The sequence below is a fragment of the Peribacillus sp. NPDC097198 genome, assembly GCF_044762055.1.
GTDB lineage: Bacteria > Bacillota > Bacilli > Bacillales > DSM-1321 > Peribacillus.
Window position 1 is genome coordinate 114827 of record NZ_JBIWDO010000003.1, and the last position, 13280, is coordinate 128106.

Consider the following 13280-nt stretch of genomic DNA (forward strand, 5'->3'; position numbering starts at 1 on the left):
ATGTAGTTTTGATGACAAAGGACGGGATATTATGATGGCATCGGTTAAAGAAATGGATACATATGCGAAGGTATGGATGAGGGAAGCGGGGGTCAAGCTTCGGGCGTCCTTTGAAACCAAGCTGAATATCGAGGAAAAAACGAATCCCAATGATTTGGTAACGAATATGGATAAGGCAATAGAAAAATTCTTTGTTGAACATATAAATGAAACATTTCCTGACCATCGTATTTTTGGAGAAGAGGGTATGGGGAATCAGATAAAGGATTTAAAGGGGACGGTGTGGATTATTGATCCCATCGATGGTACATTGAACTTTATCCACCAACAGCGGAATTTTGCCATTTCTCTCGGTGTATACCAGGATGGCATCGGGAAAATCGGCATGGTCTATGATGTTGTGCATGATGAATTATACCATGCTGTTAAAGGGCAGGGAGCTTTTATGAATGAACAAAGGCTTGCCCCGTTAGAAGAAGGTTCTGTCAGTACATCCATTCTATCGATGAATGCGAGTTGGGTAACGGAAAACCGCCGAATCGATCCAAACATCCTTTCCCCGCTTGTCCGTGATGTCAGGGGAACACGATCATACGGATCAGCTGCACTGGAACTTGCTTTCGTAGCTGCTGGACGCCTGGATGCTTATATAACGATGCGCCTTATGCCATGGGACTTTGCTGGAGGGGCGTTACTTATTGAAGAGGTTGGTGGGGAAGTGACCAACATTAAAGGGGAGGAATTGAACTTCCTATCAGGAGATTCTCTTTTTGTTTCTAAACCTGGTCTACATAAGGAAGTGTTCGAACGATACTTGTCGGATAATTCAAGAAAGTAGTGAACGATATGCAGGAAAAACCTTTAATGGAAAATAAATTTTCGGAGTATAAAGTAATAAATAAAAAAACTCGCTATCAGCAGCGAGTTTTTTTATTTATAACTTTCCTGCTTCACGCAGTTTTTTCTTTTGAGAGAAGCCATACCCCATTATTCCGCATAGCACAACGATTGCAGCTACTATTCCGAGTATGCTCTTTATCGCGATAAAGATGCCAATGGAGCCAATACTTGCTGTAGCCAGTATCGCTAAAATTAAGAAATTCCATTTAATATTCATTAAAATCACCCCTAATAATTCTATTGTACATAATTTCGTTATTTGTTTCTACCATGTTTGTGATATAATATGTAAGTTAATACTAGTGATACGTTAAACACCAAATTTTTTTAGGAGTGAATTTTTTGAAATTAAGAGAAAATATTCGTAATATAGCCATCATTGCCCACGTCGATCATGGTAAAACAACTTTAGTGGATCAGTTGCTTAAGCAATCTGGTACTTTCCGTGAAAACGAACACGTTGAAGAACGTGCGATGGATTCTAATGCTATTGAAAAAGAACGCGGAATTACGATTCTTGCGAAAAATACAGCAGTTCAATATCAAGACACAAGAATTAATATCTTGGATACACCTGGTCATGCTGACTTTGGTGGTGAAGTAGAACGGATCATGAAAATGGTCGATGGCGTTTTACTTGTTGTCGATGCTTATGAAGGTTGTATGCCTCAAACACGTTTCGTGTTGAAAAAAGCTTTGGAACAAAAAATCACGCCTATCGTTGTCGTGAATAAAATTGATAAAGACTCTGCTCGTCCAGATGAAGTTGTCGACGAAGTTATCGACTTGTTCATCGAACTTGGCGCTGAAGAAGAACAATTAGACTTCCCAGTAGTCTTCACTTCAGGTATTGCTGGAACAGCAAGCTTGGATTCAGATCCTACTAAACAAGAAAAAGACATGACTCCATTATTCGAAACAATTATCGAAACGATTCCTGCTCCAGTCGATAACTCAGAAGAACCACTGCAATTCCAAGTGGCTTTACTTGATTACAACGACTATGTAGGACGTATCGGTGTTGGTCGTGTATTCCGCGGAAAAATGCACGTAGGACAACAAGTTTCATTGATGAAGCTTGATGGATCAGTTAAGCAATTCCGTGTAACGAAAATCTTTGGTTATATCGGCTTGAAAAAAGTTGAAATCCAGGAAGCTGTTGCTGGTGACCTAATCGCCGTTTCCGGTATGGAAGATATCAACGTCGGTGAAACGGTTTGCCCAGTAGAGCATCCTGATGCGCTTCCAATCCTACGTATCGATGAGCCAACATTACAAATGACTTTCCTTGTAAACAACAGCCCATTCGCAGGACGTGAAGGTAAATTCGTAACGGCTCGTAAAATCGAAGAGCGTTTGAAAAGCCAATTGCAAACAGATGTAAGCTTAAGAGTAGAAAATACTGATTCTCCGGACGTATGGATTGTTTCTGGTCGTGGAGAGCTTCACCTTTCTATCCTGATTGAAAACATGAGACGTGAAGGCTATGAGCTTCAAGTTTCGAAACCGGAAGTTATCGTTCGTCTTATTGATGGCGTACGTTGCGAGCCAGTTGAACGTGTTCAAATCGATGTTCCAGAAGAGCATACTGGTGCTATCATGGAATCCATGGGTGCACGTAAAGGCGAATTGTTAGACATGGTCAATAGCGGAAGCGGTCAAGTTCGTTTACTATTCACGATTCCAGCCCGTGGACTTATCGGTTATTCTACTGAGTTCTTAACAATCACTCGTGGTTACGGTATCATGAACCATTCATTTGACAGCTACCAACCAATGGCACAAGGCCAAGTTGGCGGAAGACGTCAAGGTGTATTAGTATCTATGGAATCAGGAAAAACAACACAATACGGTACTATGCAAGTAGAAGACCGTGGTGTCATTTTTGTTGAACCAGGTACTGACATTTATGAAGGTATGATTGTCGGCGAACATAATCGTGATGCAGATTTAACGGTTAATATCGTTAAAGCAAAACAAATGACAAACATGCGTTCAGCAAATAAGGATCAAACTTCTTCAATGAAGAAACCAAGAATCATGTCTCTTGAAGAAGCACTTGAATATTTGAACGATGATGAGTATTGTGAGGTAACTCCTGAATCAATCCGTCTTCGTAAGAAAATTCTTGATAAAAACGAACGTGAAAGAGCAGCTAAAAGAAAAAAAGTGGCTGTTGAAGAAAAATAATTAGCTAGAGGAGGAGTAAAGATTGGATATCCAAGAGCGATTATCATTTTTTGCAGCGTTGTACAGAGTGGATGAGAACCCTGAAGCGGGAATGTGGTATTTGTATTTAACAATCTTTGGATTATGCATCCTTGTCTATCAGCTAGGTTTCGCCAAAAAGCTACCTTTGCTCAAAAATGTGATTATCTATGCGGTAATGGCACTTGGATGTACCCTTCTTTCTTTCTTCGCTGTGTTTCTCCCAATGGGGGAAGCGTTAGTCATAGCATCTCTTGTCCTTGGAATTTATAAGATTCGTCTTCATAATTCGAAAAAAGAAGAACAGGCTTGAGTGAGCTATGAAATCATTACAAGATGCTTTATACAATTGGCTGACGATAAGAGTTGTTTGTGATGAAAGGCCCGATGATACAGCCGCACGAGAAACAGAAATGTTTTTTATGCAGATGCTTCAGAACGACCACCAGGTGAGGATTGATTCCGTTACAAAAACAGAACCTTTTTATTTTGTTGAATATAAAGTAGGAGACGAAATGAAAAAGCAACGTTTCCCGATTGAATTAATTGATATCATGTTGGATCAGATACAACTTGAGCCAGATAAGTATAAAAATATCGAGTAATACAAAAATGACCGTGCGGTTTTCCGCACGGTTATTTTTGTATGGACAATGGAAGGAACAGAGAATAAATAAAATGTGCAAGTGCCCACAATAAGAATGTGAACAAGTCAAAAGAAGGAATAACCATGGCTTTAGAAAGGAAAGCCAATGGAAAATAAAGCAGGATGGCAGGAATGATGAATAAATTAGCAAAGGCAAATCGCTTCACAATCTTTCTTTTTTGAATCATATAGGCATAGCCATAAGTAAGGAAGATTGATATAAATAAATGAAAAGAAAATAGCCATGCTTCATTCCAAGGGATTTCCCCAAAAATAGGAATGAAATCCACGTTCAATAAAAGCTGATACACTTTTATTCCTGAGGACACTTCAATCCATTTCGTTATAAAGCCAAGTAATAATCCATTGAACAGACCAATCAGGAGTATCCGATTGAACGATTTACCATTCATCTTCTTTTTTTATCGTGCGGTAGAGATGGAAATTGCCTGTGGCAATCCGTTCATTCGTACGTTCTTCAATGCGTTGTTTACATATATCGCACATGTAGGTATGTATAGGACGGTTACGTAGCTTCTTAGCTTCTGGACTATCATCTGGTATGTCTTCGATTTGATCGCATATTACGCATTTTACCTTCATAATTATTGAACCTCACTTCGATTTCAGTATGTGTTTAAGTATACCAATAATTTCATGCCAAAACGAGGATAAAGTACAAGTCTCCCGTGTGGGATTTGCAATTGTACATAAGAAAAAACCCGAAGAAGATTCGACGGGGTGAAAAGGTTAATCTTTATGATGATTGGACTGTTCGTTTTGTTCTTTTTCTAATTGTTTTCTGTCATCTTGATTATGGGGCGAGTTCCCTTGATCATCCGTAACCTTTGCAGGGGTAGGTGTCAAGGTGTCACCAGGTACCTCAGGTATGACTCTGCTTGTGATATCTGCCAACTCATTTAATATCCCCCTTACTGGTTCGCCATTTTTAATGTCTGCTGCAACTTCTTTGATTCGTGCATTTAAATCTGGATCGGCTACGACAATCGCATAGGCACCATGAGGATCATTCTTTAATGTCTCTCCAACCGAGTATTTAACGGTTCCGACTTGTGAGCGTTCGATGTCCGCGTCGATATCAATCCCCACCAGGGCGTATTTCCCAATTACAACTGCGGTGGCATCATTCACTTCAGGTACTGATTGAGCCAGATTCGTTAGCCTTTTGGATGTTTCTTGTCCGGTCCTGCGATCGCTTTCCTGAATGGTCGAGTTATGAACTTGGGTTAAGCCGTTTTTAGCCTGGTCTTTTGAATCGTCACTTGCATGATCCGTCGAACAACCTGACATCAGTAAGAGTGCAGCCAATGAAAAAATTTGTTTGCGCAAGAGTTCCGTCTCCTTTTTTCTCGTAGAATTCATTGATCATATTGTGTATTTGGCATCTTTATATCAAGGAAGATTTCTTTATAGTCTGTAATTGTTCTTCTATCTTTATACAAAGGGACATATATTTTATCAACAGTCTCGTCCGCTACATAACTGCTAAGAGCAGTCATTGTTAGGTATATCCGATAAAGAGCAGGCAGGAGGCGTCATATTGGACAAAATCTATGTTTTAGATACGAATGTCCTGTTGCAGGATCCGTATTCCATTTATTCATTCGGGGTTAATGAAATCGTCATTCCAGCAGTTGTATTAGAAGAATTGGATTCTAAGAAAAGGTATATGGATGAAATCGGAAGGAATGCAAGGCAGGTTTCGAAATTAATTGATCATTTTCGGGAAAAAGGGAAACTACACCAGAGTATCCCGCTTCATAATGGAGGAAGTTTACGAATAGAACTTAATCATCGTTCTTTTCATGAACTACAGGAAATTTTTGTCGAGAAAACAAATGATAATCGAATATTGGCGGTTGCTAAAAATTTGTCATTGGAAGAAGAGACGAAGGAAGAGGGAAAGACGGTCATCCTCGTTAGCAAAGATACACTAGTGCGTGTAAAGGCAGATGCTATCGGACTTGAGGCAGAAGACTTTTTAAATGACCGTGTCGTTGAATTGGACCATGTCTATGGTGGATATAAAGAGATATTTGTTTCAATTGACAACCTAAATAAATTTTATGAAAAAAGTTATCTAGAACTTGAAGAGTTGTCAGAAGATCAATACTATCCCAATCAATTTCTCCTCATGAAGGATACATTAGGAAGCTCAGCCTCGGCGATTGGGATCATCAATGAAAACTGTAAGACTGTTAAGAAGTTGATGTATGAAGGGGAACATATTTGGGGAATTAAGCCTAGGAATGTTCAACAAACGATGGCTTTGGATTTGTTGCTTCGTTCAGATGTACAGCTTGTGACACTAATTGGTAAGGCGGGCACTGGGAAAACGTTGCTTGCTTTGGCAACAGGCTTGTTGCAAACAGAGGATTTAGCCCATTATAAGAAGCTTCTTGTCGCAAGGCCAATTGTACCGGTCGGTAAAGATATTGGTTATCTGCCTGGAGAAAAGGAAGAAAAATTGAAGCCGTGGATGCAGCCTATATTCGATAATCTGCAATACTTGTTCAATACCAAGAAACCAGGAGAATTGGATGCCATTCTAGCAGGGATGAGTTCGATTGAAGTAGAAGCCCTGACGTATATCAGGGGAAGGAGCATACCGGATCAATTCATCATCATTGATGAAGCACAGAATCTGACGAAACATGAGGTAAAGACTATCTTAACAAGGGTAGGGGAACGAAGCAAAATCGTGTTGATGGGAGATCCAGAACAAATTGATCATCCATATTTAGATGAATATAATAATGGCTTGACGTATGTAGTCGAAAAATTCAAGACGGAGCGGATTGCTGGGCATGTCAAGCTGATAAAAGGGGAAAGATCTACATTGGCACAGCTTGCTGCAACGCTTTTATAAATAAAAAAATGGCACGGGGAAAATCCCCTGCCATTTTCTGGAGTATCGCTATTGGCGAGCTTATTTGACTGTAAAAGACGTGACATACTTGATTGGATTGTCGATATTACTTCCATCACCAAAATAAATTTCCATGGGACCACCTTCAGACACTTTAAGTGGTTGTCCATCCTTTGAAAACCCGATGAAAAATTTCATGGCATCTTCTAGCGGAAACGCCAATTCTTTGCCTTCTGAAGTAACGATAACTTCGGTTGCATCATCAGCGGGTTCGGCATTTTTTAAAAAAGGTTCAAACAGAATGCCAAAAGAACCTTCAAGCAATCGTTGTTTCTCGAATTTCCGTTCTGTTTTTATTGTAGGGGGTAGAACCGCTCCCTCTTGAATTTCTTTTTGCCAATGTCTAGAAGCTTTCTTAGTATAATCTTCTAGTTCATTGATCTGTACTCTTTCTTCACTGAAATATGTATCAATCTCAATTTTACGGTCATCGAAGATCCATACTCCAGGGTCTATTGTAAGAGGATATTTCACATTTCCGTTAATAAACACGATGGATTCCAAATATCTCATTCCTTCCTTTGCTCACATACATGTACAATTATAATCAATTACAGGAGAATTGTCACATTATCGAGCATGCATCGGCACAATTCTTCCAGGTTTCGTTATTCATTTAGTTTGTCAATATCCTTGCTTTTTAAGACAACTAAAGGTAGAATTTAAAGATAAGATTTAATCGCTCTGAGCGGGGGGATTTAACATGGCATCTGAAATGCTTGTCAATCATCGAGAAAAAGCTTTTGCTTTATTAAAGGCAGATGCTGACAAGATTCTAAAATTGATAAAAGTTCAAATGGAGAATCTCACTATGCCTCAATGTCCTTTATATGAAGAGGTACTGGATACTCAAATGTTTGGTCTATCACGGGAAATTGATTTTGCTGTACGATTAGACCTAATAGAGGAATTGGAAGGCAAATCTCTTTTAGAGACACTCGAAAGAGAATTGTCAGTATTACATGAAGCATCATTAAAAAAATAATATATAGCACATACTAACTCAAACAAATCTCGATGATTGTTTGAGTTTTTTATTTGTATACATAATCAAATGAATAGGTTATACTTATTTTGAAAGTGTTATACTAATAGGACGGAACATTCTTTGTTTATTCCTTTTTATGTTTTTATATTAGTAATGATGTATCAAATTCATTCACAACATTTAATATTATACAAAACTTGAATACGGTTGCTGATCCAATGGCACTAAGACAAAAAGTGGATTGAAAAACACTTTTAAATATAAACGAAAGAATTTTTTATTTTTTTATTGTATTCAGTTTATTTTAGTATTATGGTTATATTAATTACTTATTAAAGTGAAAAGTACGAAAAGTTGGTATATCATAATAATAGTAATTATTTAAAAATTTCGCTTTATTCTTTTTCATTATTCACTTAATGAAATGGACGTTTAAGTTATCTCTATTAATGGAGAATGAAAAGTTGTGATATCTCTCACACTTTTTTTCTATATATTTATAAAAATACATATTGATTAGGGTGGTAGCAATGGTTAAACGTATAGAAAAGGTACTTGCGGCAAATCGCGGGGAAATTGCGATTCGAATTTTTCGGGCATGTACGGAATTAGACATTTGTACAGTTGCAATCTATTCCAAGGAAGATTACGGATCCTATCACCGCTATAAGGCTGATGAAGCATATCTGGTTGGTGAAGGTAAAAAGCCAATCGATGCATATTTGGATATTGAAGGGATTATTGCGATTGCCAAAATGAGTGGAGTTGACGCTATTCATCCTGGTTATGGCTTCCTTTCAGAAAATATAGATTTTGCTAAACGTTGCGAAGAAGAGGGAATTATCTTCATCGGACCTGAATCAAGGCATTTAGATATGTTTGGGGACAAGGTAAAAGCTAGAACACAAGCTGAACTGGCTGGTATTCCGGTCATTCCAGGCAGTGATGGACCAGTAACAAGCGTGGAAGAAGTAAAAGAATTCGGTAAGAAGTATGGCTTCCCCATTATTATAAAAGCCTCACTTGGTGGAGGCGGACGCGGCATGCGTATTGTCGAAAAACTTGAAGAAACCGAAGAAGCATACAATCGCTGTAAATCTGAAGCGAAAGCAGCCTTTGGGAATGATGAAGTATACGTAGAGAGATACATTAAAAATCCAAAGCATATCGAAGTTCAAATCTTGGCAGATTCTCATGGTAATACCGTTCATTTATATGAACGTGACTGCTCGGTGCAAAGACGTCATCAAAAAGTCGTTGAAGTTGCTCCTTCAGTTTCGCTTCCGGAGAGCCTTAGAGAAGAGATTTGCGAGGCTGCAGTCAAATTGGCCAAAAATATTGACTATGTCAATGCTGGGACAGTGGAGTTCCTTGTGGCAAATGGTGAATTTTATTTCATTGAAGTCAATCCAAGGGTTCAGGTAGAGCATACAATTACCGAAATGATTACAGGAATCGATATTGTTCAATCGCAAATCATGATTGCCGAAGGCCATGAACTACATGGTAAAAAGATCGCCATTCCAGAACAAGCGGGCATTAAAACAAATGGGTATGCAATCCAATCAAGGGTGACAACCGAAGATCCGTTGAATAATTTTATGCCTGACACTGGAAAAATGATGGTTTACCGTTCGGGTGGAGGATTTGGCGTACGTTTGGATGCAGGTAATGGATTCCAAGGTGCAGTGATTACCCCATATTATGATTCCTTGCTAGTCAAGCTTTCAACACATGCACTATCATTTGAGCAGGCTGCTTCCAAAATGGTGCGTAACCTGAAGGAATTTAGGATTCGAGGAATTAAAACAAACATCCCATTCCTTGAGAATGTTGTCAAACATAAGAATTTCATTACGGGCGAGTACGATACTTCATTTATCGATTCAACGCCTGAATTGTTTAACTTCCCAGTCAGAAAAGACCGTGGAACAAAAATGCTTTCATATATCGGCAATGTAACGGTGAATGGTTTTCCAGGTGTGGAAACGAAGAAAAAACCGGTCTTTGACCCAGCACCGATTCCAGATGTCAAGAATCTGCCGCTTACTCCAGGTACGAAGAATATTCTAGACGAACGAGGAGCAGAAGGCCTGGTTAACTGGATTAAGGAACAGAAAGAAGTATTAATTACGGATACGACTTTCCGTGATGCACATCAATCATTATTGGCTACAAGAATTAGATCAAAGGATATACTGGACATTGCAGAGCCTACGGCAAAATTACTTCCAAACCTATTTTCCATGGAAATGTGGGGCGGGGCAACGTTTGATGTAGCCTATCGCTTCTTGAAAGAAGATCCATGGGAGCGTTTGTTAAGTTTCAGGAAAAAAGCGCCTAATGTCCTGTTACAAATGCTTTTAAGAGCTTCCAATGCAGTGGGTTATAAAAACTATCCCGACAATGTCATACAGGAATTCGTTGAGAAATCAGCGGCGGCGGGTATTGATGTCTTCCGGATCTTCGACAGCTTAAACTGGGTAAAAGGGATGGAAGTGGCTATTGATGCTGTCCGCCAATCTGGTAAAATTGCCGAAGCGGCCATTTGTTACACAGGTGATTTGAATGATTCATCGCGCAGCAAATATAATATAGAATACTATAAAAACATGGCGAAGGAATTGGAGCATGCAGGTGCTCATATTCTAGCTATCAAAGATATGGCAGGTCTTTTGAAACCGGATGCGGCTTACCGTCTTGTATCGGAATTGAAGGAAACGACTTCTCTACCTATTCATTTGCATTCGCATGATACGAGCGGAAATGGTATCTTTACGTACTCAAAAGCCATTGAAGCAGGAGTGGATATTGTGGATACGGCGATTGGCTCGCTTGCAGGCTTAACTTCGCAGCCAAGTATTCAAACCCTTCATTATGCACTGGAGGGATCGGGTAGACAGCCTAAACTTGAAGTGGATTCACTTGAACGTCTAGGAGAGTATTGGGGAGAGGTACGGAAGTTCTATAAAGACTTCGAAAGTGGCATGAATGCACCCCACACGGAAGTTTATAAGCATGAAATGCCAGGTGGACAGTATAGTAATCTACAACAGCAGGCTAAAGCAGTAGGTCTTGGAGATCGTTGGCATGAAGTGAAGGAAATGTATCGACGCGTCAATGTCATGTTCGGAGATATCGTTAAAGTGACACCATCTTCAAAAGTTGTAGGCGACATGGCCTTATTCATGGTACAAAATAGCCTTTCGGAAGAGGATGTCCTTACAAAGGGTCAAGCCATTGATTTTCCTGATTCCGTTATTGAATTATTCGAGGGGTACTTGGGACAACCAACGGGAGGTTTTCCAAAGGAACTTCAGGAAGTTATCCTGAAAGGGAAAAAACCGATTACAGTTAGACCAGGTGAACTACTGGAAGCTGTAGATTTTGATGCATTAAGAGAAGAGTTGTTCCGAGAAGTGGGACGTCCTGTCACAGACTTCGATGTGCTTGCATATGCCCTATATCCTAAAGTATTCTTGGATTATAATAAAACGAAAGAGTTATTCGGCGATGTATCCAACCTAGACACAGCCACTTTCTTATATGGCATGAGATTAGGAGAAGAAATCGAAGTCGAAATAGAAAAGGGGAAAACCCTTATCGTTAAATTAGTGTCAATTGGACAGCCATTGCCTGATGGCACACGGGTTGTGTATTTTGAATTGAATGGTCAATCTCGTGAAGTCATCATCAAGGATGAGAATATTAAATCGTCCGTGCAAACCAAAATCAAGGCTGACACCAAAAATAAAGAACATATTGGGGCTACGATGCCTGGTACGGTCATCCGCGTTGTCGTCGAAAAAGGCGATCAAGTCAAGCAGGGTGATCACCTGATCATTACAGAAGCCATGAAAATGGAAACAACTGTACAAGCACCTTTCTCTGGTACAATTAAAGACATTTATGTTAAAGACGGAGAAGCCATCAGTACAGGTGATCTATTGATTGAAATAACTAAGTAACTCTAAGAGAGTCAGAGACTAGCTTTGAAAGAGGGCGCACGGATGGGATAACATCTGGAGTGCCCTCTTTCAGGCTATCCTTTTAACAGGTATACAAAAAGCCATCATTTTGAATGATGGCTTTTTGTATACCTGTTATTGTTTGAAAAGTCAGACGTCATCTGGCAGGAATGGTCGGTGATACAATTCCCTCATCTCGTTCATTAATAGAAGAAACTTGATTCTCCTTTTCAATAAGTAATGCGTTTTTCTTGCTTCTTGTAGTGAGAAGAAGCAAATAGCTCATCACCCCGAAAAAACAGGCTATAAATAAAGCATGTGCCAATGCAATGTATAGATTTTGTTTAGAAAAGATAATGAAAGCTCCGGCGGTTACTTGTAAAAAGACTAAAATGAATGCTGCATTCCAACCACCATATATGACCCGTTGATGTTTATAGTGTTTATGTGCCAAAAAGGTAGCGTAGGAAACCCATAAGAAAATCATCCCTGCTATCGCCCTATGACCCATTTGTATCCATTCATAGGTGTTAGTAGGTAGGAAGGTTCCATTCCCACATAGAGGCCAATCTTTACATATAAGACTAGATTCAGTATGTCTTACGAGAGCACCGGTATATACGACCAGTAAACAAAAAATCAAAATGCCGGTAATGTGAAATCCCATTCTTTTGTCAACAATCAGTTTATCAGCCTCAAACTTCTTGTCCACTTCGAAAATCAATAGGGTTAATAAAAATACGGAAGCAAAGGATATAAGGGAAATACCAAAGTGGAGAGCCAAAACAAAATCAGATTGAGACCAAAGAACTGCAGCAGCTCCTATTAATCCTTGAAGAACTAGGAAGCCGAATGAAAGAATCGATAGAAAGCGGGCTTCGCGAATATGACCTATTTTTCGCCAAGACATAACTGATAAAAGCAGGACCATGAATCCGCCTACACCTGAGACAACCCGATGGGAGAGTTCAATAACCAATGCGAACGTAATTTTTTCGGGGATTAATTGACCATTACATAATGGCCATGATCTACCACAGCCCATGCCGGAATCGGTCTTTGTGACTAAGGCTCCCCCTATTAAGATAAAGAGCATTACAATCGTAGTTAAAACAGCAAACCATTTAAGTGACGATTTCACCAGTAGTCCCACCTTTTTCTTGGAGTCATATTAGTTAGTTTTATTAAATCCATACCATATTATCATATCATAATGTAATTGATAAATATTTGTAGAACCTCCTCGATATTACACAAAATAGTATGATTTTACAAGTTCGAAAAAAAGTGCATCCCTAAATGCTACCATCAATATGGATTGAAACTCAGAAGGGAATTTGATAAAAATTGAAGAAGTGGGGATGGTAAAAAAGAGTGAAATGGGGGAATATGTAGGATATTTCCATAATGATCGCCACATGGCGATTTAAGTGAAATTCATGATGTTTACAGTATTTTCATCGAAAAATAACTCGACACAATTTGGTCAAAAATTATTCGAAAAAATTTCACAAAAGCTTCCAAAAATGTGTTTTAATATATTGAAGAAATGATTTTACTAATTTTTACTGTTATGGATGAACACTATATAGTATAGTTGCTTTGAATGGTTTCTTAAAT

The 13280-nt window shown here is 39.0% G+C and carries 13 protein-coding genes; 7 read left to right on the plus strand and 6 right to left on the minus strand.

Annotated features, from left to right (window positions below):
• Positions 1-34: 34 nt before the first annotated feature.
• A complete protein-coding gene (locus ACIQXQ_RS06035) occupies positions 35-838 on the plus strand; it encodes an inositol monophosphatase family protein (protein WP_402956497.1) in 804 nt (267 codons plus the stop codon).
• 96 nt (positions 839-934) lie between these two features.
• Here ACIQXQ_RS06035 and ACIQXQ_RS06040 read toward each other — a convergent pair whose 3' ends face one another.
• Positions 935-1117, minus strand: a complete 183-nt coding sequence (locus ACIQXQ_RS06040; protein ID WP_402868097.1) for a YlaF family protein — start codon at positions 1115-1117, stop codon at positions 935-937.
• A gap of 125 nt (positions 1118-1242) precedes the next feature.
• Here ACIQXQ_RS06040 and typA point away from each other — a divergent pair, with 125 nt between their 5' ends.
• From typA to ACIQXQ_RS06055, 3 genes are read left to right on the plus strand one after another with little or no spacing between them, the layout of a single operon-like run.
• Complete coding sequence (typA, locus tag ACIQXQ_RS06045) at positions 1243-3090, plus strand: translational GTPase TypA (RefSeq protein WP_402868099.1); 1848 nt, start codon at positions 1243-1245, stop codon at positions 3088-3090.
• Between the two features lie 22 nt (positions 3091-3112).
• On the plus strand, positions 3113-3421 hold the full coding sequence (locus tag ACIQXQ_RS06050; RefSeq protein WP_402868100.1) for a YlaH-like family protein: 309 nt from the start codon (positions 3113-3115) through the stop codon (positions 3419-3421).
• A 7-nt stretch (positions 3422-3428) separates the two neighbouring features.
• Positions 3429-3713 carry a hypothetical protein gene (locus ACIQXQ_RS06055; RefSeq protein ID WP_402868101.1) on the plus strand — a complete coding sequence of 95 codons (285 nt, stop codon included), beginning with the start codon at positions 3429-3431 and terminating at the stop codon, positions 3711-3713.
• A gap of 31 nt (positions 3714-3744) precedes the next feature.
• Here the strand turns inward: ACIQXQ_RS06055 and ACIQXQ_RS06060 are convergent, their stop codons facing one another.
• From ACIQXQ_RS06060 to ACIQXQ_RS06070, 3 genes are all read right to left on the minus strand, one after another.
• The gene (locus ACIQXQ_RS06060; RefSeq protein ID WP_402956163.1) at positions 3745-4167 is read right to left on the minus strand and encodes a hypothetical protein; all 423 of its coding nucleotides are present in this window, start codon (positions 4165-4167) and stop codon (positions 3745-3747) included.
• Positions 4157-4357, minus strand: a complete 201-nt coding sequence (locus ACIQXQ_RS06065) for a YlaI family protein (RefSeq protein ID WP_402868104.1) — start codon at positions 4355-4357, stop codon at positions 4157-4159. The genes ACIQXQ_RS06060 and ACIQXQ_RS06065 overlap by 11 nt, the downstream gene beginning before the upstream one ends.
• Positions 4358-4504: 147 nt before the next feature.
• Positions 4505-5104 (minus strand): YhcN/YlaJ family sporulation lipoprotein, encoded by a 600-nt coding sequence (locus ACIQXQ_RS06070; protein ID WP_402868105.1) that lies wholly within the window; start codon positions 5102-5104, stop codon positions 4505-4507.
• A gap of 211 nt (positions 5105-5315) precedes the next feature.
• On the opposite strand from ACIQXQ_RS06070, the gene ACIQXQ_RS06075 reads away from it, so the two are divergent.
• Positions 5316-6644: a PhoH family protein gene (locus ACIQXQ_RS06075; protein WP_402868106.1), complete on the plus strand. Its 1329-nt coding sequence runs from the start codon at positions 5316-5318 to the stop codon at positions 6642-6644.
• 60 nt (positions 6645-6704) lie between these two features.
• Here ACIQXQ_RS06075 and ACIQXQ_RS06080 read toward each other — a convergent pair whose 3' ends face one another.
• The gene (locus tag ACIQXQ_RS06080; protein ID WP_402956166.1) at positions 6705-7208 is read right to left on the minus strand and encodes a molybdopterin-binding protein; all 504 of its coding nucleotides are present in this window, start codon (positions 7206-7208) and stop codon (positions 6705-6707) included.
• 199 nt (positions 7209-7407) lie between these two features.
• Here ACIQXQ_RS06080 and ACIQXQ_RS06085 point away from each other — a divergent pair, with 199 nt between their 5' ends.
• Complete coding sequence (locus tag ACIQXQ_RS06085; protein WP_402868108.1) at positions 7408-7689, plus strand: Fpa/YlaN family protein; 282 nt, start codon at positions 7408-7410, stop codon at positions 7687-7689.
• A 533-nt stretch (positions 7690-8222) separates the two neighbouring features.
• Positions 8223-11660: a pyruvate carboxylase gene (pyc, locus tag ACIQXQ_RS06090; protein WP_402956168.1), complete on the plus strand. Its 3438-nt coding sequence runs from the start codon at positions 8223-8225 to the stop codon at positions 11658-11660.
• A 157-nt stretch (positions 11661-11817) separates the two neighbouring features.
• Here pyc and ACIQXQ_RS06095 read toward each other — a convergent pair whose 3' ends face one another.
• The gene (locus tag ACIQXQ_RS06095) at positions 11818-12801 is read right to left on the minus strand and encodes a COX15/CtaA family protein (protein WP_402868112.1); all 984 of its coding nucleotides are present in this window, start codon (positions 12799-12801) and stop codon (positions 11818-11820) included.
• Positions 12802-13280 lie beyond the last annotated feature (479 nt).